We start from the raw sequence: 23,056 nt of genomic DNA on the forward strand, positions 1-23,056 counted from the left end.
TGTCAACGCGGGCAGGGCGCGACCTAGGGTCTCACGCGATGGTCCACCAAAAGGGCGACCCGCCCGTCAGGTCCGCTATTGATCGCCCGTCGCAGAGCGCGCTGTCGTTCCACCAGGCCGCGTCCAGCGTGGGGGAGCGGGTCGAGAGAGTCTTCTCGGCGCAGCGCAGGGCCGCGATAACCAAGAGCCTGTCGGTCGGTCCTGCCCGTTCGAAGGCGATGGCGCTGTCGGCGCGGCGGCCGCTGATCGCCAGAGGACGTAAGGGCGCGGTGAAGAGGTCGGGACGGGCGCGGCGAGCCTGCAGCAGATCGCGGATCAGCGCCTGCTTGATCGCGCCGTCCCGCCAGCTGTCGTTGGAAGCGCACGCCAGGGCAGACTGCCGCCGATCGTAGTCGACCGGACGGCGGTTGTCGGGATCGACCAGACTGAAGTCCCACAGTTCGGTTCCCTGGAAGAGGTCGGGCACGCCGGGCAAGGTCAGCTTCAGACCGGTCTGCACCAGACTGTTGACGACGCCGGCCGGAGCGATCTCATCGACGAAGGCCGCGCAGTCGTGGCGGAAGGCATCGTCCTGGCCCGTCAGCAACCGCCGCAAATAGGCCTCGCAGGCTTGCTCGTACGCCTCGTCCGGGACGATCCATGAGGTGCGCAGCTTGGCCTCGCGCAGCGCCTTTTTCTGCCAGCCCGCCACGCGCTCGGCAAAGGCCGCCAGACCGTTGGCGTCATCCGAGCCGAGATCCAGCGGCCAGGCGCCGACGATCATCTGGTGCAGCATGTGGGCGTCGCCGGGATCGACGCCTTGGAGTGGAACTTGCGTTTGCCAGGCCTTTGCACGCGCCTCCCAACGCTCGGGGATTTCGCTCAGAACGGCCAGGCGGGCGCGCACGTCCTCGCCGCGCTTGTGGTCGTGGGTGGCGGTCGCCAGCAGGCTCGCGGGAAAAAGCCGGCCGCGCTCGGCGGCCTTGGCAAGGAAGGCTTGCGGCGTAGTCGACAGGCGCGCTGGATCAAAGCCGACATCATTGCGCGAGAGCAGCCGTCCAAAGCGATAGAAGGCGGTATCCTCGACGGCCTTGGCCGCCACCGGCGCCGTCAGCTGCTCGAGGCGGCGGATGGCGTCCGTCCGCAAGGCCGTCGGGAGTTCGCTCGCGCCCGACAGCCAGACGGCGATCTGGTCGAGCGCGGCGCCCGACGCAGGGTGGGCCGCCTTGGCTCGGGCCAGCGCCTGGGTCGGAGGCGAACCGGTATCGGAAGCATAGGTGCGATAGACGCGAAAAGCTTCGATCAGCTCGGTGAGGGCGCGTCGGAGCGCGGGCATGGGCAGGTCACGGGCGGCGATGTCGAGCATCGCCAGCCGATGGAAAGCCATGGCCGTAGCGTCCAGCTGGCCGGCGAAGCCGCCCGCCAGGATTTCCCGGCGGGCCGTCAACTCCTCGGTCTCGAAATCAGCGGGGCGCCCGCTGATCTCGTGCCACAGCGCCGCCAGAGGCTCGGCGCCGAGCGGCTCGTGCTGCACAGCCGAGATCTCGTTCATGACCTCGTAGCCGGTGGCGCCGTCGACGCCCCAGTCAGTGGCCAGCGGCTCGCCGTCGGCGAGGATCTTTTCGACCACCAGCCAGGGCGCTCGTCCCGGATCGGCTGCAAGCATCGCCTCTCGCAGGGTGCGGCAGTAACCGGGCGGATCGGCCAGGCCATCGACATGATCCACACGCAGGCCATCGATCAGGCCTTCGCGGTAGAGCCGCAGGGGGAGGGCGTGCACGGCGTCGAAGACGATCGGGTCCTCGATGCGAAGCCCCGCCAGCTCGGTGATGTCGAAGAAGCGGCGCCAGTTGATCGCGTCTCCGGCGCTACGCCACCAGGCCAGGCGATAGTGCTGCCGTTCGAGCAGCGCGTGGAGGCGCTCGCGGCCTTCGGCGGTTGCGGGATCGTAAATCCCCGCCAGTCGGCGCGGATCAAGATCCTCGAGCCGAAACGCGCCGGCTGCGGCCAGCACCTCGGCATAGTCCGCGCGCCGCAGGGGAAAGCGGTGGGTGTCATGGGCCAGGATGGAGAGCCTGTCTGCCTCGGCGTCCAGCCTGATCGCGCCCGAGGCCAGGGCCTCCGCGTAGGGGGCGCCCAGAAACGGCGCCAGCACCTTGTCGGCGAGATCGGGATCGGCCGGCGCCCAATCGATGTCGAACATCCGGGCGAAGGGACTGGCGCGGCCGTTTTCCAGCACGTCCAGCCACCAGACGTTGTCTGCGCCGCCGACCGCTACATGGTTGGGCACGATGTCGAGCACCACGCCCAGGCCCTCGGCCCGAAGCGCCTGGACCAGGGTGCGGAACCCCTGCTCGCCGCCGAGGGCCGGATTGATCGTGGACGGGTCCACCACGTCGTAGCCATGAGTGGAGCCTTTGCGCGCCGTGGCGATCGGCGAGGCATAGAGATGGCTCACGCCAAGTCGGGCCCAATAAGGCGCAAGAGCCGCAGCGTCGGCGAAGGTGAAGCCGGCGTGGAACTGCACTCGGTAGGTGGCGGAGGGGATCATCGCGGTCTCTGGGCGTTGAGGCGGGCGAGGCGAGAGGCGGCGGCGGGCGTGCTCAACAGCGCTTGGCTGGCCGCCGGCAGACGTCTGCGCCAGTTGGGGTGGAGATCGACCACGCCGGGAAGGTTGGGCTGCTCCTCCAGGCCCAGCAGGTCTTCGATGGGCAGGAGGACCAGCTCGCAGGGGGTCTGGCCGACCACGGCGAGCGCGGCGTCGACGACCAGGTCCGGCGCGTCCGAAGGGGGCGCTTGGCCTTCGGCGAGGCCGGCTTGCGACGCCAGCCGCCAAAGCGCGTCGCGGTCTTCGGTCCGCTGATCGCGCTCGCGGTCGCGATCGCCGGGGGCGTCCAGACGCTCGCGCCAGTCGATATCGCACCCACGCCACCAGCCGGCGGTCGGCGGAAGGTCGTGCGTGCTGGTCATGGCCACGGCGCGGCGATCCCATGCCTCGGGCGGGATGAACGCGCGGGCCTCGTCGCGTTCGAAGGGCAGGACACGCATCCCCAGGAGGCCATGCTCGTCGAGAGCCGCCCTGAGGCCGGGGGGCACGACGCCCAGATCCTCGCCGATCACCACCGCCTCGGCGCGGCGCGACTCCAGTGCGATGAGCGGCAGGAGCTCCTCGATGGGATAGCGCAGATAGGCGCCCTGATCGGCCGTTGCGCCGTCCGGGATCACCCATAGACGTCCCAGGCCAAGGGCATGGTCGATGCGCACGCCGCCGGCGTGACGCAGCGCCGCCCTAAGCGTCTCGAGGAAGGGGCGATAGTTGGCGGAGCGAAGGGCGTCGGGGGCGAAGCTGGTCAGGCCCCAGCCCTGTCCCGCGGCCTGGAAGGCGTCAGGCGGCGCGCCCAGCGTCAGGCCGAGCATGAGTTCCTCGGGGCGTCGCCAGGCATGCGAACCGCCGGGATCAAGACCGACGGCCAGATCGGCGATCAGGCCGATACCCATGCCCGCGCCCTTCGCCTCGGCCTGCGCCTGCTCCAGGCCAAGGTCGGCCAGCCACTGAGCGAACAGGAAGAAGCCGACCCGATCGCCCAAGCCCAACTGCCCGATGATCGCTTCGGCGCGATCGACGGTCCTGTACGCGGTGGGCCAGCGACGCCATCCGCCCGCGCCGAAGATGTGGGCCAGGCGCTCGTCGAGGGCCTCGAAGATCGCGTGAAGGCGAAGCTTCGGACCGCCCGCGGCCACCCAGTCGTCGAAACGGCGGTCGCCGGCAAAGGCGTGGTAGGCGGCGTTCAGCCGGGCCAGCTTGGCCGCCGCCGCCGCCGGCCATTCGATCAACTCCGGCCCGCTTGGCGGCGGGGGGCGAGCCCTAGGGCAGCCGGATCGCCATAGAGGATGTTCAGATGGTCGCGGCTGGACGGCGAATAGGGACTGCAGCGGCCCGGCGCGGCGGGAAAGAGCGCGTTCGTCGGGCTGATCGCCAGGGCGTCGGCGCCGGCCTGACCGGCGGCGCGGGCGAAGGCGGCCAGGGATGTAAAGTCGCCGAAAGCGCCATGGTCGCGCAACCCATAGATCTGGGCGGTCAAGCCCCAGGCGTCGCGACCAAGCAGGTCGCGCGGCGTCACGCAGCGCGCAGGACAGATCGCCAGCGTCATCAGGCGGTCGTCCAGTTCCAGTTGGTGGTAGCCTGGCTGGGAAACGCCCCGCGTGAGGTCGGCGACGTCACGGACCGTGTCCAGCCCGCGCCCGTCCTCCAGCGTTACTCGGGCGCGGCCGGCTCCAGCCAATCTGATCGGCGCATCGACACTCGCGATCAACATGTCGGGGGAGGGGCGACTTTGCAGGGCCTTCAGGGCCTCGCCGGGCGCGGCGGCGTCGTGACCAAGCGCGGCCAGGACCGCGCGGACGGTGTCCAGCTCGACCCGCCGTTGGCGACCGTCAAAGTCGGTCCAGTCGACAAGGACGCCGGCCGCATCGGCGAGCGCCAGGAGTTCGGTGTCGCTCATGGATCTTGCGCCAGCCAGGCGGCGAACGCGGCGGGCGGCAGTTGGCCCTGGCTTGGCGCGTCGCCGACGATCACCAGCGGGGGTCCCGGGGGCGTTGGCGAGAGCCGCGTGGCTGCGTCGCCCAGATTGACGGCCAGGGTGTAGGTCTTGTCACCGAGCCGCCATGCGGCCTGCACCGCCTTGGGGCCGATCGCGCGGGCGCCCAGGCTGATCGCTCCGTCGATGTGTGGGGCCAGGTTGTCGCGCCGCAGGCGCAGCAGATGGCTGATCAGTTCGCGCCAGTCCTCGGCGTCCGGACCCGCGAGCGGACGCGACGCCTCGAAGGTGGACATCGCGTTCGGATCGGGAATGGCCGCGCGCGCTTGGGGATCGGCGAAGGCCGGGAACTTGGCGAACTCCCGCCGCCGGCCCTCGCGCACGGCGTCGGCGAGGTCGTCGTGGAAGTCGGTGAAGAACAGGAACGGCGTCTGGGATCCGCTCTCCTCGCCCATGAACAGCATAGGAATCTGCGGCGACATCAGAAGCAGGCCCATCGCCGCCCGCAGGCGATCCTGGGAAACCAGCGTCGTCAGACGCTCGCCCAGCGCTCGGTTGCCGACCTGGTCGTGGTTCTGCAGGAAGCTGACGAAGGCGGTCGGCGGCAGATACGCGCTCGCCCCGCCGCGGGGCTTGCCATCGTGGTTGGGCGAGCCTTCCCCCTGATAGATGAAACCCTCGGCGAGGCATCGGGCCAGGCGCTCGGCCGGACGGTCGGCGAAGTCCTGGTAGTAGCTGCTGGTCTCGTCGGTCAGCAGCACGTGCAGCACGTTGTGAAAGTCGTCGTTCCACTGAGCGTCGAAGCCGGCCGACAACCGCACCGGATCGTTGGCCTCGTTCTCGAGCACAAGGTGAATGTGACGGTCCGGCAAGCGGGTCCGGACCTCGGCGGCCAACCGGTCGAGAAAGCCATTGTCGCCTATCGCGTGCACGGCATCGAAGCGAAGGCCGTCGAGGCGGAACGTCACCAGCCAATGGATGGCGTTGTCGATGAAGAACCGCGCCACCGGCTCGCGCCCGAAGGCGATCGCCGGACCCCAGGGCGTGCGGCGCGCCTCGTCGAAGAACGCTTCGGCGTAGGCGGGCAAGTAGTTACCGTCCGGGCCAAAATGGTTGTAGACCACGTCCAGCAACACCATCATGCCCAGGCCGTGGGCGGTGTCGACCAGGGCCTTGAGGTCGTCCGGGGAGCCATAGGCGCTGGCGGGCGCGTAGGGCAGCACGCCGTCGTAGCCCCAGCTGCGCGAGCCTGAGAAGGCGTTGACCGGCATCAGTTGTATTGCGGTGACGCCAACGGCCGACAGTTCCCGCAACCGTTCAGTCACGCTGGCGAAGCCGCCGAGCAGGCCGACATGGACTTCGCAGATCACCGCGTCCGACCAGGCTCGTCCGAACCAGTCTGGATGTCGCCAGGCATAGGCGTCCGGCCCGACCAGAAGACTCCAGCCGTGAACATCATCGGCCTGGGCCCGGGAGGCAGGGTCGGGCACGATGAGGTCTTGGTCGATCCGGAAGCGGTATTTGACGCCCGGGGCGGCGTCGGCGTCATGCTCGAACCAGCCGTCGCCGGTCGGCGACATCGCAAAGGCGCCTAGGCCGTCGAGCTCCAGGCCGACTTGCTCGCGACCGGGCGCCCAGAGGCGAAAGCGAGCGCGTCCGTCTTCGAGCCAGAGGGGGCCGTGACCTGGCGTCATTCGGCGGCTCCGACTGCGCGCAGGATGACCGCCGCGCCGCCCGGCAGTTCTAACGTGTCGCTGACGGGGCCAGGCTCGGCGTCCGGCGCGGCGCTGTCGATCAGCCGCTCGAATGTCAGCCCCTCGGTGGGCAGCAAGAAGGTCAGTGTCTCGGCCGCGCCGTTCATGGCCAGGGCGATCAGTTCCAGCGCTCCGTCTGGCAGGCGTCCGGCGCGACGCATCAGCAGCGCGCGGCCTTCTGGATTACGCCAGTCGTCCTGCGACAGCCTCTGGCCCCGTTCGTCGAACCATTCGATGTCGAGCACGCCGGGCGCGACCTCGTCCTGGCCGTAAAGAAAGGCGCCGGCGCGCAAGAGGGGGTGGGCCTTGCGCAGGGCGATCAGGCGGGCGGTGAAGTCGATCAGCGCCTGGCTTGGATCGCCGGCGGCCAGGGTCCAGTCGAACCAGCTGATCTCGTTGTCCTGGCAGTAGGCGTTGTTGTTGCCATTCTGGGTGCGGCCAAACTCGTCGCCGCCCAGCAGCATGGGTGTGCCGAGCGACGCCATAAGCGTGGTCAGCATCGAGCGTCGCACGCGGTCGCGGTGGTCTTGGATGGACGGATCGTCGGTGGGGCCTTCGGCCCCCCAGTTGCGTGAATAGTTCTCGCTGTGGCCGTCCTGGCCGTTTTCGCCATTGGCCTCGTTGTGGCGAGCGTCGTAGCTGACCACGTCGTTCAGCGTCATGCCGTCGTGGGCGGTCAGCATGTTGACGCTGGCCCAGGGGCGGCGGGCACGGCGGTCGAAGAGATCGCCCGAGCCGGACAGGCGGGCGGCGAGGTCGGGACGCTGATCGGCGTCGCCCTTCCAGAAGCGGCGCGTGGTGTCACGGAACTTGTCGTTCCACTCGGCGAAGCTTGGGGGATGCTGGCCCAGCTGGTAGCCGCCCGGGCCGATGTCCCAGGGCTCGGAGATCAGCTTCAGCCGGCCCAGCACCGGGTCTTGCCGCAGGACGTCGAAAAAGGCCGCGCCTGGCGAAAAGCCGGCGTCGCCTTCGCGACCCAGGGTGACGCCGAGGTCGAAGCGGAAGCCGTCGATCCGAAACGACTGGGCCCAGTAGCGCAGGGAGTCGGCGACCATCTGCACCACCCGGGCCGACGCCATGTTGAGGCTGTTGCCCGTGCCGGTGTCGTTGATGCAGTGACGCGGGTTGTCGGCCAGCAGTCGGTAGTAGGTGGCGTTGTCGAGGCCCCGCAGCGACAGGGTCGGGCCCAGCTCGCTGCCCTCGGCGGTGTGGTTGTAGACCACGTCGAGGATCACCTCGATGCCGCTGGCGTGCAGGCGCCGCACGGCCAGGCGGAACTCGTCGTGGCTGCCGGTCGCCAGGTAGCGGGCTTCCGGCGCGAAGAAGGCCAGGGTGTTGTAGCCCCAGTAGTTCGACAGGCCGCGCTCCTGCAGGAAGCGATCCTGGGTGAAGGCGTGGACCGGCATCAGCTCCAGCGCCGTGACGCCCAGGCGCTGCAGGTGGGCGATCACCTTGGGATGGGCGAGCGCCGCGAACGTGCCGCGCTCCGATGGCGTGACCTCTTCCAGCAGGGCCGTCAGGCCCTTGACGTGGGCCTCATAGATCACCGTCTCGGACCATGGCGTGTTGGGCCGCCGGTCGCCGTCCCAGTCAAAGGCGTCGGCTGATACGACCGCCTTGGGCATGGCCGGGGCGCTGTCGCGGCGGTCGAAGGAAAGGTCGCCGCGTGGCGAGCCGACATGATAGCCGTGCAGGGCGTCGGTCCAGCGCAACTGACCAGCCAGTCGGCGGGCGTAAGGGTCGAGCAGCAGCTTGTTGGGATTGAACCGGTGGCCCCGTTCGGGCGCATAGGGACCGTAGGCGCGGAAGCCGTAGAGCTGCCCTGGGCGCGCATCGGGCAGGTAGCCGTGCCAGACCTCGTCGGTGCATTCGGGCAGGGGAAAGCGCGCCAGCTCCTTGCGGCCCGAAGGATCGAACAGACACAGGTCGATCCGCTCGGCATTGGCGGAGAACACGGCGAAATTGACGCCGAGGCCGTCGAAGGTCGCGCCGAGCGGGTAGGGGACTCCGGCGTCGAGGCGTTCAGGCAATGGGGTCAAGTTTCAGGGTCCTTCATAGCGCAGGAAGATCGCGGCCAGCGGGGGCAGGGTCAGCTCGACCTGCTCGCCGTCGCCGGCTGAAAAGCTCGTGACGCCGCCCTGGTTGCCAAGATCGCCGCCGCCGTAGAACCCAGCGTCGGTGTTGAGGATCTCGGTCCAGCGACCAGGCAAGGGAACGGCCACGCGCCGGCGTTCGCGGGGCATGGGCGTCATGTTGACGGCCATGACCAGCGGCGCGCCGCCATGGAACGAGCGGCGCTCGAACAGGAAGACTCCATCGCCGTCGTTGTTCTCGGCGATCCAGGAAAAGCCGCGCGGATCGGCGTCGGTGTGGTGCAGGGCCCCTTCGTCCCGGTAGATCCGGTTGAGATCGCCCACCAGCCGCTGCAGGCCGTGGTGGTCGGCCTCTTCCAGCAGAGCCCAGTCCAGTTCGCGGTCGTGGTTCCACTCGCGCAACTGGCCAAACTCGCCGCCCATGAACAGCAGCTTCTTGCCCGGGTGGGCCCACATCAGCGCCAGCAGCGCGCGCAGGTTGGCGAACTGGCGCCAGCGGTCGCCGGGCATCTTGGCCACCAGGGCGCCCTTGCCGTGCACGACCTCGTCGTGGCTCAGCGGCAGGATGAACTTCTCGCTGAAGGCGTAGACCAGTCCAAAGCCGATGTCGCCGCCATGCCAGCCGCGATGCACGGGGTCGCGGTGCATGTAGCGCAGGGTGTCGTTCATCCACCCCATGTTCCACTTGTAGGTGAAGCCAAGGCCGCCCTGGTCGACCGGCGCGGTGACGCCCGGCCACGAGGTCGACTCCTCGGCGATCGTGATGGCGGTGGGAAAGCGGTCGGCGACCGTGGCGTTGAGCCGCTGCAGGAAGGCCACCGCCTCCAGGTTCTCGCGGCCGCCGTGGATGTTCGGCTTCCACTGTCCGGGCGCGCGGCTGTAGTCGCGATAGAGCATCGAAGCCACCGCATCGACGCGCAGGCCGTCGATGTGAAACCGGTCCAGCCAGTGCAGCGCCGAGGCGATCAGGAAGGCCTGAACCTCCTCGCGGCCGAGGTTGTAGATCAGGGTGTTCCAGTCGGGATGGAAGCCTTCGGTCGGATCATCGTGCTCGTACAACGCGGTGCCGTCGAAGCGCTCCAGCCCGTGGGCGTCGTTTGGAAAGTGGGCTGGCACCCAGTCGAGTATGACCCCCAGACCCGCCTGGTGGCAGCGATCGACGAAACGCGCCAGGGCCGCCGGCGAGCCATAACGCGCCGAGGACGCAAACTGCGACAGCGGCTGGTATCCCCAGGAACCGCCGAACGGGTGTTCCATGATCGGCATCAGCTGCAGGTGAGTGAAGCCAAGGCCGGCGACATAGGGGATCAGTTGGTCGGCCAGTTCGTCCCAGTCGTGGAACTGGCGGCCGTCCCACGGCCGCCGCCAGGAGCCGGCGTGGACCTCGTAGATAGAGATCGGCGCGCCGGGATGTTGGCGCTCGCCGCGCGCGGCCATCCAGGCCTCGTCGGCCCAGGCGTGGTCGAGCACGGGGGCGACGATGGACGCCGTTGCCGGCGGCGCCTCGGTCGCCCTGGCCAGCGGATCGGCCTTGCGACGAACCACGCCGTCGGCGCCCTCGATCTCGAACTGGTAGCGCTCGCCCGCCGACAGGCGCGGAATGAAGATCTCCCACACGCCCTTGTCATGCCGTAGCCGCATGGGATGGCGTCGGCCGTCCCAGCCGTTGAAGTCGCCGACCAGGCCGACACGGCGCGCGTTGGGGGCCCAGACCGAGAAGGATACGCCGTCTACCTCCTCCAGCCGGCGCGGCGTCGCGCCTAGCCGTTCGGCAAGGCGCAGCGGATCGCCGCCGGCGATCGACGTCAGGTCCTCGTCGGATAGCACCGGGCCAAAGCCGTAGACGTCCTCGATCTCCTGCGGGCCATCGGGCCAGATGATCCTGAAGGCGTAAGCCGCGCGGCCCTTCAGCTCGCCTTCGAAGAGGCCCGGCTCAACTTCGGTCAGGGTCGCCAGCCGCCGCCGCGTCTTGCGGGCGATGACCTCCACCGCGGCCGCGCCAGGCTGATAGGCGCGCACCACGCCCCCATGCCGTCCCAGGAAACCGAAGGGGTCGGCCGCCCAAGATCGCCCCGTTTCAACGCCCACCCGAATGCCTCCGCTATGCTGCGGGTGCACAACGGGCGATCACGAAATCCGTGCCGCGCAATGTCAAAAAGAAAAGCGCGGAACCCTTGGCCCTGCTTGTTGTTTCGCCGAGCGTCTCATGGAGTTTCCTGGTCATGACCTTCGGGGCGCGTCGACGTCTTGTGTGCGGTAGCGAACATTCCTCGCGGCCTGCGATTTTCGGCGCCGCCCGATGAGCGGCCCCAACGTCCTTTCGGTCACGGCAGAAATCTTTCCCCTCATCAAAACCGGCGGTCTGGCCGATGTCGCCGGCGCGCTGCCGCTGGCCTTGGCCAAGGAGGGCATACGCGTCACGAGCCTGACGCCGGGCTATCCGGCGGTCATGGCGGCGCTCGAAGGGGCCGAGCGCATTCATCGCTTCTCCAGCCTGATGGGCGGCCGGGCCAGCCTCGTGCGGGGCAGGGTGGGATCCCTCCAGCTGCTGGTGATCGACGCGCCGCATCTCTTCGACCGGCCTGGCAACCCCTATCTGCAACCCTCCGGCAGGGAGTGGGCCGACAACGGGGTGCGCTTTGCGGCCCTGGCCAAGGTGGCCGCCGAGATTGGCCTTGGTCTGTTGCCCGATTACCAGCCAGACCTCATCCAGGCGCATGACTGGCATGCGGGTCTGACGCCGGCCTACATGCACTATGCTCGTGGGAACGCCCGCCGCGGGCCCGTCCCGCCAGTCGTGCTGTCGATTCACAACCTGGCTTTCCAGGGACGGTTTCCCGCCCGCCTGCTGGCCAAGATCGGACTGCCGCAAGAGGCCTTCGCCATCGACGGCGTCGAGTACTATGGCGACATCGGCTACCTGAAGGCGGGCATCCAGTTCGCTGACCAGGTCACCACCGTCTCGCCCAGCTACGCCGCCGAGATCACCACCGAGGAGGGCGGCATGGGCCTGGGCGGGCTGTTGAAGTCGCGCGCCCGGCACCTGGTGGGCATTCTCAACGGCATCGACACCGAGGTCTGGAATCCGGCCAGCGACCCGGACATCAAGGCGCAGTACACGGCCGAGACCGTCGAGCGGCGGGCGATCAACAAGCTGGCGATCCAGTCGCACTTCGGCCTGCGTGCCGATGCGCAGGCGCCGCTGTTTGGCATCCTCAGCCGTCTCACCGATCAGAAGGGCGTGGACCTGTTGCTCGATGCGCTGCCCGTCCTCTTTGCGGAGGGCGCACAACTTGTCGTCTGCGGGCAGGGCGAGGCCCGATATGAAGCCGCATTCAGGGAGGCGGCCAAGGCCTATCCGGGAGCGATGGGGCGGTTCATCGGCTATCGCGAGGATCTGGCCCACCTGATCCAGGCCGGGGCCGATGCTATCCTCGCGCCGTCGCGCTTCGAACCCTGCGGCCTCACCCAGCTTTGCGCTATGCGCTACGGCGCCATCCCGGTCGTCTCGCGTACCGGCGGGCTGTCGGACACCATCATCGACGCCAATTCCGCCGCCATCGCCCGTTCCGCCGCCACCGGCGTGCAGTTCGCACCGCCCACGCGCGACATGCTGGAAGACGCCATCCGGCGCACCTGCGCGCTCTACCGCGATCCCGACGGTTGGCGACGGGTGCAGCTGAACGCCATGGCGTCCGATAGTTCCTGGCGATCGTCCGCCGCCGAGTATGCCGCGATGTTCCTTCGGCTGCTGGCTGGCAGAAGCGCCGCCCTGCCGGCTAACGACGCCGCGCCCGGCGAACCGCGCAGCTTCGCCGCCTATGGGGAGGAGGGGCCAGCGCGGCGTCCGCGCCGACGTGCGCCCAGTCGGCCGTTGCCGACGCAGGAAATCCCCCGGGCCGTGGAGAGCGCATGATCGTCGCCGACCTGATCCGCCTGCTGGAAGCCTGCCATCCGAACGCGGTCGTGCTGATCCCACGCGACGGCGGCCCGGGCAGCGCGACCGAACGCGTGGCGGAGATCGCCCCGATCCCGGCTGAGCGTTTCACGGGCGGTCCGGGCGCGACCCACGGCGCGCTGCGTTTGCTCGGTCTGCCGTCTGCAGTAGGGGCGGGACCGACTAAGGTCCTTCCCGCGTAACAAAGGACATCTGACGGGTCTTGGCCTGGGACGCGCGCGTTTCTCCGCGACAGGCCCCGGGAGCTGACATGACTTCGTTCGATGACAGGCCGCGCGATCGGGCTTTCAAGGCCGAACTGGTCGAAGTCCTGCCGCGACTGCGCGCTTTCGCCCGAAGCTTGGCGGGGGACGTCAGCGCGGCCGACGACCTCGTCCAAGCAACCTTGCTGAAAGCCTGGAACGCTCGGGAAAGCTATGCGGTGGGCACGAACATGAGGGCCTGGGCCTTCATGATCCTGCGCAACCAGTTCTATTCCGAGAAGCGGCGGTCGTGGCGCGAGCACGCGCTGGATCAGGAGAGGGCCGAGCAGACGCTGGTGGCGAGCGATGACGCCAATGCCCTGCTGGATCTGGACGACCTGCGACGCGGGATGGCGCTTCTGCCCGAAGATCAACGCGAAGCTTTGATCCTGGTCGGCGCCGGCGGCCTTTCCTACGACGAGGCGGCCGCGATCACCGGGGTGGTGATCGGCACTGTGAAAAGCCGTGTCAGCCGGGCTCGGGCCTCACTGGTCAAGATCATGAGCCAGCAGCGGCTGGAGCCGAGGTCTAGCCAAGCTGGCTCGGCCATGGATCTGATCCTCGGCGAGGTCGACAAGATCCGGATCCGCGCCGCCTGAGCCTCACGCGCCGCGAAGGCGGCGATGGATGTCCGCTGTCGCGATGGCGGCCTCTGAAGCAGCGACCGCGATCTGGTTTAGACCGCGAACCACGTCGCCGGCGGCGTACAGCCCGTCGATCGAAGTCTGCTGGTGGCGATCGACGATCAGATTGCCGTCGCCATCGTGGGCGGCGCCCCAACTCACAGCCAGACGGCTCTGCATCTCGCAGCCGAGCGCCAGGTAGAGGCAGTCGAACTCGTGCGTCCGGCCGCCGCAGACCGTGCGGACGGTATCGCCGAGCGTTATGTCGCGGGCCATGGTCGGGAGGACTTCGACGCCGTTCGCCGCAAGCCGTTCAGTGTCGACCTGCTCGCCCAGGCGGCCAAGGTGCAGCAGGGTCACGCGGGTCGAATAGGTCTTCAGGAAAAGGGCTTCACGCGCGCCGAGCGGGCCGTCGCCCAGGACGGCGATGCGCTTGTCGATGGCCTCGTAGGCGTCGCAGATCGGGCAGATCCGCACCAGCGCCCGCCGGATGGCTTCGTCGACGCCCTCGATCGGGGGCTTGCGGTCGATCACGCCGGTGGCCAGCAGCACGAACCGCGCCCTGACTGGCGCGGCCGGCTGCTCAAGGGCGATCTCGAAATGGTCTTTGATCCTGACCAGCCGGTCGGCGCGGGCCCCGATGATCTCCGCGCCGTGGCGTTCAGCCTGAAGCCGCAGCCGAGCCAGGAGCGCGGGCCCGCCGACGCCCTCGGGAAAGCCTGGCGTATTGTGGCTTTCAGGTATCCAGTTGGCGCGCGGCTCGCCGCCGTCGAGCACCAGCACCCGGCGGCGGAAGCGGCCCAGATAGGTAGCGGCGGTCAGGCCGGCCGGCCCGGCGCCGACCACGACGGCGTCATAGGGCACGGCTTGCCTCCATGGGCTGGTCGCGTTCTCCAGGGTGCGGGCGCGAAGATTTCCGTTCGCGTCCCAGGATCCGGGTGATGGCCAGGTCTGAGGTCACGTTGCCGAGCGTGCGGAAGAGGTCGGGGATCGTCTCCACCGCCAGCAGGAGCGGCAACGCCCCAAGCGGGGCGCCCAGCGCCAGGGCGACAGGTCCGATAGTGGCGAAGAACGATACCTGCGCAGGCAAGCCGACGGCCGCCAGGCTGACCGCCGCGGCGACCAGCACGGCCATGCCGACGCTGGCCGGGGTCAGCGCCACGCCAAAGGCCTTGGCCAGATAGATCGCCACCGCGACATTGGCGGCCGCGCTGGCGGCTCGGAAAATCGCCACCGCTAGCGGCAGGACCACGCCGGATACGTTGGGCGACGCCTTCAACACGCCGGCCGCGTTGATCATGGCCGGCAGACAGGCCAGCGAGGACTGGGAGCCAAGGGCGATCGCCTGGACCGGTCCCGCCGCACGCGCGAACGCTAAAGGCGATATCCTGCCCAGGACCGTGACGAGCAGGTAGGCGGCGAGGATAACCGTGAGACAGGCGACGACCACGGCCAGCACGTAGTGCGCAAGCGCGCCCGCCGCCGCGCCACCGGCTTGAGCGCCGACGCCGAACGCCAGGGCCATGACGCCGAGGGGACCCGCCAGCAGCACCCACCGAACGATCACCAGCATGGTCTCGACCAGGCCTTCGAAGGTGTTCGCCAGCGACACACGTAGTTCCTGGCGGATACGCGTCGTCGCGAAACCGAAGAACAGCGCGAAGACGACCAGCGGCGTCATGTTCATCTCGGCGGCGGCCTTGACCGGGTTGGCCGGAATGAGGCCTTCGAACCAGGCGCGGCTTTCGACGGCAGGGGCCGGGCCGTTGGCGCTGCGCAAGGTCAGGCCGCCATCGGGAATGGGCAGCCAGTCGAGAAGAAGCAAAGCCGCCAGCGCTCCCAAGGTGCAGGCGCCGACAAGCAGCATGCAGAACCAGGCCATGGCGCGGGCGGTCACGCCGCCGGCCGAGGCCTTGGAGGCGGCCGAGCCGACGGCGCCGACCAGCAGTCCGAACACGAGCGGCACGACGGTCATGGTCAGGGCGTCCAGCCAGAGGCGACCGATCGGGGCCAAGATCGTCAGGGCCGGCCCGTGCAACTGCGGCGCCTGCATGTTCACCGCCACGCCCGCAAAAAGGCCGATCGCCAGGCCGATCAGGATCCGTGTCGAGGGCGTGTTCCAGGCGGCGAGCGGGCGGCTTGGTATTGGGGCGTCTGTCATGGCGTCTCCGCAAATCGCCATGGCAAACGCCGCAGTCGACTGATCGCTCCGCCTTCTCGTCGGTCTGAAAAAGGCCGCCGCGTTTGATCGCCTTAATCGCTCCGTTCCCAACAAAATCAAATGTTATCGGGGGCTTATGTTCTTCCGGATGTTGAGCGGAAGGCGGCTTGAGAAGGCTTGGATCCCGTTGTACAGCGCAAGGAATGGCCGTCGGCGAACAGCGTGAGTGATGGTGAAAAGGCGAAGGCTGGGGGAGCGCGACGAGGCCGAGCGTAACAAGCGCCTCATCGATTCCATCGTCGACTATGCGGTCTATCTGGTCGACGCCGACGGCACGATCGCGACCTGGAACACGGGGGCGGCGCTCTTCAAGGGCTATGCGGCCGAAGAGATCGTAGGACGCCATTTCTCGATCTTCTACACCGAGGAGGACAGGGCGCGGGACATGCCCGCCCGGGCGCTCGAGACGGCGCGGCGCGAAGGCCGGTTCGAAGCCGAAGGCTGGCGGGTCCGCAAGGACGGCTCCAGGTTCTGGACGCACGTCGTCATCGATCCCGTCTTCGAGGACGGCGAAGTCATCGGTTTCGCCAAGATCACCCGCGACGTCTCGGCCCGCAAGGCGGCCGACAAGGCGCTTTACGAGAGTGAGCAACGCTTCCAGCGCCTCGTGCAGGGCGTGCGCGACTACGCCATCTACATGCTCGACCCAGTCGGCAACGTCACCAACTGGAACTCCGGCGCCGAGGCCATCAAGGGCTACAGGGCCGGTGAGGTGATGGGGCGGCATTTCTCGATGTTCTACACGCCCGAAGACCGCGCCGCCGGCGCGCCGGCCGCGGCGCTGGCAAGGGCGCTCGAAGAGGGCAAGTTCGAGGGCGAGGCGATCCGCGTCCGCAAGAGCGGAGAACCGTTCTGGGCCCATGTCCTCATCGATCCTATCCGTGACGAGAATGGACGTCTGCTCGGCTTTGCCAAGGTCACGCGAGACATCACCGAAAAGCGCCGCGCCCAGGACGAGATCGAGCGCACCCGCGAGGCCCTGGCCCAGGCTCAGAAGATGGAGGCGATCGGCCGATTGACGGGCGGGGTCGCGCATGACTTCAACAATCTGCTCACCGTCATTCGCTCCTCGGCGGAGTTCCTGCAGCGCGCCGACCTTGCACCCCGATGGGGCAAGTACGTGGAGGCCATAGCTTCGGCCTCCGAGCGTGCGGCTTTGCTGACCAGACAACTGCTCGCCTTCGCCCGGCGTCAGCCCTTGCGGCCCGAGAGGTTCAACGCCGTTACGCGAATGGAGGGGCTAGGACAGATCATCGCCGCCTCGGCCGGATCGTCTGTCCAGGTGCGGCAGACCTACGAGGCGCGTGATCTGTGGGTCAGCGCCGACCCTGGACAGTTCGACACCGCCATCATCAACATGGTGGTCAATGCGCGCGACGCCATGCCCGAGGGCGGAAGCATTCTTATCCGGGTCAGGCGCGCCGGCGGGGTCCCGGCCGTGCGCGGTCACGCCGCCGTGTCCGGCGATTTCCTGGCCATCTCCCTGACCGACACGGGGACCGGAATGTCGGCGCAGACACTGGCGCAGATCTTTGAGCCCTTCTTCACCACCAAGCCCGTCAATCGAGGCACCGGCCTGGGCTTGAGCCAGGTCTACGGCTTCGCAAAGCAGTCGCGCGGCGAGGTCGCGGTCGAGAGCCGCGAAGGGCAGGGCTCGACCTTCACGCTCTATCTGCCCATGACCGCAGCTGGTCGAGCCGCCGAAGCCGCCTCGCCAAAGCCCGAAGAACGGGTCGAGCCGATGCGCATCCTGCTGGTCGAGGACAATATCGAAGTCGGCCAATTTGCGGCTGGAATGCTCGAGGAGATGGGGCACGCGGTGACGAGGGTCTGCGATGCGCAAGCCGCCCTGGCGACCCTTGAGGCGAGCGCAGCCCAGTTCGATCTCGTCTTCACCGACGTGGTCATGCCCGGAACGAGCGGGTTGGACATGGCCCGCCAGATCCGCGAGCGTTGGCCAGGACTGGGCGTCATCCTCACCAGCGGCTACAGCCACGTCCTGGCCGACAGCGGAGCCCACGACTTTCTGCTCCTGAGCAAGCCCTATACGCTCGACGGCCTGCTGCGCGCGCTCGGTGAAGTTGGCGGCAAACTGAGCTAGCTTGGCGTCTGAGAAAGGGCGATCGCCTGGATCACCTTGTCCATGGCGGCCGGCTTCTTCAGCCGCGTGATCTTGGCGAGATCGGGCGGAAAGACGATATCGTCGTACCCGGTCAGGAACACGAACGGAACGCGCGCCGCCCTGAGCGCACGCGCGACCCGCAGGCTGTGGCCTATCCCAAGATTGACATCCAGCACCGCGCCGGTCGGCCGACCCTCGCCGATCGCCGCCAGCGCCGCCCCCTCGGTGGAAAAAGGTCCCAGCACCTTGGCGCCCGCATCCAGCAGCGCCTGCGCGGCTTCCGACGCCAGCAGGAAGTCGTCTTCGAGCAGCAGTATGCGCTGGCCTGAAAGATCACGCGGGTCGTCGTCGGGCGCACCGTCGAAAACGCTCGCCCGTTCAGGAACCCCGGTTTCGAGGACGCTGGCGCGATGCACCAGCGGAAAGGCCAGCCGACACGTCGCGCCATCCCGGCCGACGGTCAGTTCGCTTTCGCCCTGCAGGTCATAGGGCACGCGCCGCTCGATCAATTCGCGGCCAAACCCGCGGCGGGAGGACGGCGCGTCCGGTTGCAGAACCAGGCCCCGTTCTCGCCAAAGGAAGGAGAGCCAGTCGCGGTCGTTGCGGCTTTCCACCGCCCAGGAAACCTCGATCTTACCGTCTGGCGCCGACAGTGCTCCGTGCTTCAAGGCATTGGTCGCCAGCTCATGCACGGCCAGGGTTACGACCTCGGCGGCCTTGGGCGGCAAGGTAAGGTCGGGCCCCTCGATACGGTACAAGCTGTCGTCCGGGGCCTGTGCGGCCAGCTCTTCTCGGACGATCGACACAAGGTCTATGCCGGTGTTGGCGGATCGGGTGAGCAGCGCCTGGACCCGCGACAGTATGGCCAGGCGACCGCGCCAGGCGACGGCGAACTCATCCAGCGACGTCGCGCCCCGCAGAGTGCGGTCCGATAGGGTTCTGATCATCGCCAGGGTGTTGCGCACGCGGTGCTGGACTTCCGCCAGCAGGATCGACTGGCGCTCGGCCAGGCGCTTGGCCTCGGTGATGTCGGTAAATAGGACCGCGACCTTGCGCTCTTGGGCCTCTCCCACGCGGAAAGCGTAGAGGTCGAAGATCCGGCTTCCCAGCGCGCCCGAAGGTTCCTGAAAGCGCAGGCTCTCGCCGGTCTGGGCGACGCGGTCGTAGATCTCGATCCAGCGTCCCTCGATTCCCGGAGCCAGGTCCTTGATCGTGCGGCCCGTCGCGGCGGTCAGGCCATTGTGCTTTTCGAAGGCCGGATTGACCTCGATGAAGCGCCAGTCGTTGGCGACACCGTCGGCGCCGTAGAGCATCTGGATGATGCAGTAGCCCTCGTCCATCGATGAAAAGAGCGTGCGGTAGCGTTCTTCGGAGCGCCGGGTCTCCTGCTCGGCGCGGGCCCGCATGACCTCGGCCCAGGTGCGCTCGGCGACCTCGCGCATCAAGGCGATTTCCCGCTCGTCGAACCGGTGAGCGTCCTTGAAATGCACGAACAGAACGGCGCGCAAGTCGCCGTCCTTGAGCAGCGGGACGTTGACCGTCGCGCCAAGCGCCAGCGCCGCGTGCGCGGCCTTTTCGGCCGGCGTCAGGGTCGGATCGCCAGCGACGTCGTCGCGCACAACCGTCCGCCCCTCTCCAAATGCGGCGAGCAGTTCGGGGCCGTAGTCGTCGTAGCGGTAACGGCCTTCGATGCCGGGCACGCCGTCGACATAGTTGCGGACCACCGCGATCTCGCCGCCGCCAAGATCCTCGGCGTATCCGACACGGTTGGCTCCAAGGCGCCGGCCCAGGGCCCGGGCGGCGACCAGTTGGATGTCGTTGGCGTCTCCCAGCGGTCTTAGCGTGTCGGCCAGTTCGAGCAGGAAGGCCTGCCGTTCCTGGTCATGCTGGAGCGCGGCCTCGGCCGCGTGTCGGCGGGTCGTCTCGGTGGCGACGATCAGGAACCCGCCGACCAAGCCGTCCTCGGACCTGATCGGGGTCCAGGTCGCGGTGAACCAGCTGGTCGAGGGGGCGCCGCCGACGGCGTCCAGTTCGAAGGGCGCATCGTCCCACAGCTGCGCTTGGCCGGCGAACACCGCTGCCAAGGCCGGCCGCAGGGTCGCCGCCAGTTCGGGCCAGATCTCGCAGAGCGGCTGGCCCAAGGCCCAGGGATGGCGATGTCCAAGGATCGTCCGATAGAGATCATTGTAGATGAGCCGCGCGTCGGGTCCCCAGCAGACGCAGGCTGGCTGGCTCATCGACAGCGCCAGATCGACCGCCGTCCGCGCCGCCGACGGCCAGGATGTCATGGCGCCCAGCGGCGTGGCGTCCCATCGGTGATTGCGGGTCGCCGCGGCCATGTCGCTGCTCCCGCCCAGCCTGGTCTTCGTCTTGATCATGGTCCTTCCCGGCGGCCTTGGCCAACCAACGCGCCAGTCGCGCCCGAGGTCATGCTGGGAGCTGGGTTTGCTTCTCGCTCCAAGCGCCATGCTCCTGAGTATCAAAGGAGGCGGCGGGCAACGCCTCCTTCGCGGTGGGATTTCCGGCCGAGGACCTCCAGCAACAAGGACAACCCATGCCCAAGGTGATCGGCAAGGACACCGGCGCGCGCTCGATCGCGGCCGAGTTCGACACGGAACGCGGCCAAGGCGGCGAGCTTCACCAGATCGCGCCCGAGGATGGCGAAGTGCTGACCACCCAGCAGGGCGTTCCGATCGCCGACGACCAGAACACTCTGCGGGTCGGCGAGCGGGGGCCTGCCTTGCTCGAGGATTTTCATTTCCGGGAAAAGATCTTCCATTTCGACCACGAGCGCATCCCCGAGCGAGTGGTCCACGCCCGCGGCTATGGCGTGCACGGGACCTTCACGCTCAAGGAGTCGCTGGCGGACTACACCCGCGCCAAGGTGCTGACCGAGGTTGGTGAGACGACGCCGATGTTCGTCCGGTTCTCGACCGTGGTCGGCGCCAAGGGCTCGTTCGACCTGGCCCGCGATGTCCGCGGTTTTGCGGCCAAGTTCTACACCAAGGAGGGCAACTGGGACCTGGTCGCCAACAACATCCCGGTCTTCTTCATCCAGGATGCGATCAAGTTTCCCGACCTTGTCCATGCGGCCAAGCCGGCGCCAGACCGAGAGTTCCCCCAGGCCCAGACCGCTCACGACAACTTCTGGGACTTCATCACCCTGACGCCGGAGTCGATGCACATGATCATGTGGGTCATGTCCGACCGGGCGATCCCGCGCTCGTTCCGGTTCATGGAGGGTTTCGGCGTCCATAGCTTCCGCCTGATCAACGCCGAGGGAAAGAGCACCTACGTCAAGTTTCACTTCAAGCCGCGGCTGGGTTTGCAGTCTCTGATGTGGAACGAGGTCCAGAAGATCAACGGCGCTGATCCCGACTTCCATCGGCGCGACCTATGGGACGCCATCGACCTGGGCGCGCCGCCGGTGTGGGACCTGGGCGTGCAGCTGTTCGACGACGCGTTCGCCGATCAGTTCGAGTTCGACATCCTCGACCCGACCAAGATCATTCCCGAGGAACAGGTCCCGGTGCGGATCGTCGGCGAGTTCGTGCTGGACGGGCTGGTCGACAACTTCTTCGCCGAGACCGAACAGGTCGCCTTCTGCACGCAGAACCTCGTGCCGGGCATCGGCTTCACCAACGACCCGCTGCTGCAGGGACGCAATTTCTCGTATCTCGACACTCAGCTAAAGCGCCTGGGCGGCCCCAATTTCACGCAGCTGCCGATCAACGCGCCGCGCTGTCCGGTCAGCCACTTCCAGCAGGACGGCCATATGGCCGTGCGCAATGTGAAGGGACGGGCCAACTACGAACCCAACAGCTGGGGCGGCCCGCGTCAGAGCCCCTCGCTCGGATACCGCCACTTCGACGCCGCCGAGAACGGCCGCAAGGTCCAGGCGCGTCCCGGCTCGTTCTCCGATCACTACAGCCAGGCGCGGCAGTTCTTCGTCAGCCAGACCCCGATCGAGCAGAAGCACATCGGCGACGCCCTGGTGTTCGAGCTTTCCAAGTGCGAGCGGGTCGACATCCGCGAGCGGATGGTGGCGCACCTTCGCAACATCGACGAGACCCTGGCCAGGGTGGTCGCCACGGGCCTTGGCCTTCCGGCTCTGCCCGACGCCGCGCCGGCGGCCTCGCCGACGCTCACGACCCTGGAGCCGTCCGACCCGCTGTCGATCGTCAAGCGTGCGCCGGGCAGCTTTGCGGGCCGCAAGCTCGGCATCCTGGTCACCGACGGCGCGCCGGTCGCCCTGGTCGAGGCCCTGACCGAGGCGGTCAAGTCGCTGCCGGCTGTGTACGAAATTATCACGCCCAAGACCGCCGGCGCCGTGCTCGACGACGGCACGGTCGCGCAGGGCAAGCAGAAGATCGATGGCGGCCCCTCGGTGCTCTACGACGCGGTGGTGCTGGCGGTGTCGGCCGAAGGCGCGGCGTTGCTGTCGACCGACAAGACCGCCAAGGACTTCGTCAGCGACGCCTTCGCCCACTGCAAGTTCATCGGCTACACGGCCCAGGCCTTGCCGTTGCTGGCCAGGGCGGGCGTCGCGCCCGAAGATCATGACGAGGGCCTGATCCAGCTCGACGGCGCGGACGACGTGGCCGCCTTCCTCGCCGCCTGCGGACAGCTGCGTCTATGGGACCGAGAGCTGAAGGTCGACCTCGACGCAGAAGCGTTCCTACAGGCGCGGTGAGCAAAGCAGATGACCAGGGCCTGGCCGTCAAGGCCGGGCCCTGGCGCTCAGGCGCGCCAGTCGCTGAAGGCCAGTTCGTGCGACGACGCTGTGCAGGCGCCCATGCTGTTGCGCATGATCTCCAGGGCCCAGGCGTTGCGCTGCGGATCGTCGCTGGCGACGAGATTTTCGGGAACCCACAGGTCGTACTGGCGCATGTGGGCGTCCGCGGCGGTGAACAGGACGCAGATGTCGGTGGCGACCCCGGTCAGGATCAAGCGCTGGACGCCCAACTGGGGCAGCAGGACCGGCAGGGGAGTGGCGTAGAAGCCCGAGAACCGGGGTTTGATGACAAAGAAGTCGTCGGGGCGGGGCTTTAGCTTGTCGACGATATCGCGAGCCGGGCTTTCGGCTCGCCCGGCATGGGCGATGATCTCATCGCGCTCTGCGCGCCACTGTCCGAAGTTGTCGTTGACGTAGATGGTCGGGGCGGCCGCCCGGTCGGCCTCCGCGCGAAACTGCACGAGATCCTCGGCGATGCCCCGACAGGCTTGGCGCAGCGGTCCTGCGCCCGGGAAATCCAGGTCGTTGATCAGGTCGATGATCAACAGGCCGACATCGGTGGGACGTTTTGCTCGGGTGGTCGGATCGCTCTGCATCCTGCCGCAACGCGCGGCCGCGCCGACGGCGCCGGCCGGTGTCTCATGATAAGCAACGCAACGTCGCTGGGCGCGTTCGCGATGGAAATTACTGTATAGTTTTCAATCTATTACATTTGATGCATGTCGAAACGCCGCATCTGCGCCGCCGTTTCCCTACCCAACGCATACGCCTCGCCCCTGGGCTGGGAAGAC

General features: G+C 68.0%; 16 protein-coding genes and 1 pseudogene. 6 read left to right on the forward strand and 11 right to left on the reverse strand.

Going from position 1 to position 23,056, the window contains the following annotated elements:
* Window positions 1-31: 31 nt before the first annotated feature.
* From treY to glgB, 6 genes are read right to left on the reverse strand one after another with little or no spacing between them, the layout of a single operon-like run.
* A complete protein-coding gene (gene treY / locus C1707_RS16265) occupies window positions 32-2,530 on the reverse strand; it encodes a malto-oligosyltrehalose synthase (protein WP_101715947.1) in 2,499 nt (832 codons plus the stop codon).
* Window positions 2,527-3,813: a 4-alpha-glucanotransferase gene (gene malQ / locus C1707_RS16270; RefSeq protein ID WP_205686777.1), complete on the reverse strand. Its 1,287-nt coding sequence runs from the start codon at window positions 3,811-3,813 to the stop codon at window positions 2,527-2,529. Before malQ ends, treY begins: the two co-directional genes overlap by 4 nt.
* Entirely contained in the window at window positions 3,810-4,481 is a 672-nt protein-coding gene (locus C1707_RS27000; RefSeq protein ID WP_205686778.1) for a 4-alpha-glucanotransferase, read from the reverse strand. The genes malQ and C1707_RS27000 overlap by 4 nt, the downstream gene beginning before the upstream one ends.
* On the reverse strand, window positions 4,478-6,211 hold the full coding sequence (gene treZ / locus C1707_RS16275) for a malto-oligosyltrehalose trehalohydrolase (RefSeq protein ID WP_101715945.1): 1,734 nt from the start codon (window positions 6,209-6,211) through the stop codon (window positions 4,478-4,480). Before treZ ends, C1707_RS27000 begins: the two co-directional genes overlap by 4 nt.
* Window positions 6,208-8,310 carry a glycogen debranching protein GlgX gene (glgX, locus tag C1707_RS16280; RefSeq protein ID WP_101715944.1) on the reverse strand — a complete coding sequence of 701 codons (2,103 nt, stop codon included), beginning with the start codon at window positions 8,308-8,310 and terminating at the stop codon, window positions 6,208-6,210. The genes treZ and glgX overlap by 4 nt, the downstream gene beginning before the upstream one ends.
* 3 nt (window positions 8,311-8,313) lie before the next feature.
* Window positions 8,314-10,482, reverse strand: coding sequence for a 1,4-alpha-glucan branching protein GlgB (gene glgB, locus C1707_RS16285; protein WP_101715943.1), 2,169 nt, complete (start codon window positions 10,480-10,482; stop codon window positions 8,314-8,316).
* Window positions 10,483-10,663: 181 nt separating this feature from the next.
* Between glgB and glgA the strand changes: the two genes are divergently transcribed.
* From glgA to C1707_RS16300, 3 genes are all read left to right on the forward strand, one after another.
* Window positions 10,664-12,280, forward strand: coding sequence for a glycogen synthase GlgA (glgA, locus tag C1707_RS16290; protein ID WP_101715942.1), 1,617 nt, complete (start codon window positions 10,664-10,666; stop codon window positions 12,278-12,280).
* Entirely contained in the window at window positions 12,277-12,504 is a 228-nt protein-coding gene (locus C1707_RS16295; RefSeq protein WP_101715941.1) for a hypothetical protein, read from the forward strand. The genes glgA and C1707_RS16295 overlap by 4 nt, the downstream gene beginning before the upstream one ends.
* Before the next feature lie 68 nt (window positions 12,505-12,572).
* On the forward strand, window positions 12,573-13,163 hold the full coding sequence (locus tag C1707_RS16300; protein ID WP_101715940.1) for a sigma-70 family RNA polymerase sigma factor: 591 nt from the start codon (window positions 12,573-12,575) through the stop codon (window positions 13,161-13,163).
* 3 nt (window positions 13,164-13,166) lie between these two features.
* On the opposite strand, the gene C1707_RS16305 is transcribed toward C1707_RS16300, so the two are convergent.
* Window positions 13,167-14,051 carry an NAD(P)/FAD-dependent oxidoreductase gene (locus tag C1707_RS16305; protein ID WP_240633720.1) on the reverse strand — a complete coding sequence of 295 codons (885 nt, stop codon included), beginning with the start codon at window positions 14,049-14,051 and terminating at the stop codon, window positions 13,167-13,169.
* On the reverse strand, window positions 14,041-15,348 hold the full coding sequence (locus C1707_RS16310; RefSeq protein ID WP_101715938.1) for a dicarboxylate/amino acid:cation symporter: 1,308 nt from the start codon (window positions 15,346-15,348) through the stop codon (window positions 14,041-14,043). The genes C1707_RS16305 and C1707_RS16310 overlap by 11 nt, the downstream gene beginning before the upstream one ends.
* 229 nt (window positions 15,349-15,577) lie before the next feature.
* On the opposite strand from C1707_RS16310, the gene C1707_RS16315 reads away from it, so the two are divergent.
* Window positions 15,578-17,509 (forward strand): hybrid sensor histidine kinase/response regulator, encoded by a 1,932-nt coding sequence (locus tag C1707_RS16315; protein ID WP_101715937.1) that lies wholly within the window; start codon window positions 15,578-15,580, stop codon window positions 17,507-17,509.
* Here C1707_RS16315 and C1707_RS16320 read toward each other — a convergent pair.
* A complete protein-coding gene (locus C1707_RS16320; protein WP_240633721.1) occupies window positions 17,506-19,485 on the reverse strand; it encodes an HWE histidine kinase domain-containing protein in 1,980 nt (659 codons plus the stop codon). The genes C1707_RS16315 and C1707_RS16320 overlap by 4 nt on opposite strands.
* A gap of 12 nt (window positions 19,486-19,497) precedes the next feature.
* Window positions 19,498-19,767: pseudogene (locus tag C1707_RS27200) on the reverse strand (hypothetical protein); the annotation flags it as partial.
* Here C1707_RS27200 and C1707_RS27005 point away from each other — a divergent pair.
* Both C1707_RS27005 and C1707_RS16325 read left to right on the forward strand, forming a co-directional pair.
* On the forward strand, window positions 19,721-19,849 hold the full coding sequence (locus tag C1707_RS27005) for a hypothetical protein (RefSeq protein WP_276310633.1): 129 nt from the start codon (window positions 19,721-19,723) through the stop codon (window positions 19,847-19,849). The pseudogene C1707_RS27200 and the gene C1707_RS27005 overlap by 47 nt on opposite strands.
* 235 nt (window positions 19,850-20,084) lie before the next feature.
* The gene (locus C1707_RS16325) at window positions 20,085-22,223 is read left to right on the forward strand and encodes a catalase (RefSeq protein ID WP_101715936.1); all 2,139 of its coding nucleotides are present in this window, start codon (window positions 20,085-20,087) and stop codon (window positions 22,221-22,223) included.
* Between the two features lie 47 nt (window positions 22,224-22,270).
* Here C1707_RS16325 and C1707_RS16330 read toward each other — a convergent pair whose 3' ends face one another.
* Window positions 22,271-22,810 carry a cysteine hydrolase family protein gene (locus C1707_RS16330; protein ID WP_205686782.1) on the reverse strand — a complete coding sequence of 180 codons (540 nt, stop codon included), beginning with the start codon at window positions 22,808-22,810 and terminating at the stop codon, window positions 22,271-22,273.
* Between the last annotated feature and the right edge of the window lie 246 nt (window positions 22,811-23,056).

Origin of the sequence: Caulobacter flavus, from assembly GCF_003722335.1 — a bacterium.
In the GTDB taxonomy this organism is placed as follows: domain Bacteria; phylum Pseudomonadota; class Alphaproteobacteria; order Caulobacterales; family Caulobacteraceae; genus Caulobacter; species Caulobacter flavus.

Bases quoted from the DNA above. Each gene is read 5' to 3' on its own strand.
- treY (WP_101715947.1), bottom strand. From the start codon at position 2,530: ATGATCCCCTCCGCCACCTACCGAGTGCAGTTCCACGCCGGCTTCACC.
- C1707_RS27000 (WP_205686778.1), bottom strand. From the start codon at position 4,481: ATGAGCGACACCGAACTCCTGGCGCTCGCCGATGCGGCCGGCGTCCTT.
- treZ (WP_101715945.1), bottom strand. From the start codon at position 6,211: ATGACGCCAGGTCACGGCCCCCTCTGGCTCGAAGACGGACGCGCTCGC.
- glgA (WP_101715942.1), top strand. From the start codon at position 10,664: ATGAGCGGCCCCAACGTCCTTTCGGTCACGGCAGAAATCTTTCCCCTC.
- C1707_RS16295 (WP_101715941.1), top strand. From the start codon at position 12,277: ATGATCGTCGCCGACCTGATCCGCCTGCTGGAAGCCTGCCATCCGAAC.
- C1707_RS16300 (WP_101715940.1), top strand. From the start codon at position 12,573: ATGACTTCGTTCGATGACAGGCCGCGCGATCGGGCTTTCAAGGCCGAA.
- C1707_RS16310 (WP_101715938.1), bottom strand. From the start codon at position 15,348: ATGACAGACGCCCCAATACCAAGCCGCCCGCTCGCCGCCTGGAACACG.
- C1707_RS16315 (WP_101715937.1), top strand. From the start codon at position 15,578: ATGGTGAAAAGGCGAAGGCTGGGGGAGCGCGACGAGGCCGAGCGTAAC.
- C1707_RS27005 (WP_276310633.1), top strand. From the start codon at position 19,721: ATGAGCCGCGCGTCGGGTCCCCAGCAGACGCAGGCTGGCTGGCTCATC.
- C1707_RS16325 (WP_101715936.1), top strand. From the start codon at position 20,085: ATGCCCAAGGTGATCGGCAAGGACACCGGCGCGCGCTCGATCGCGGCC.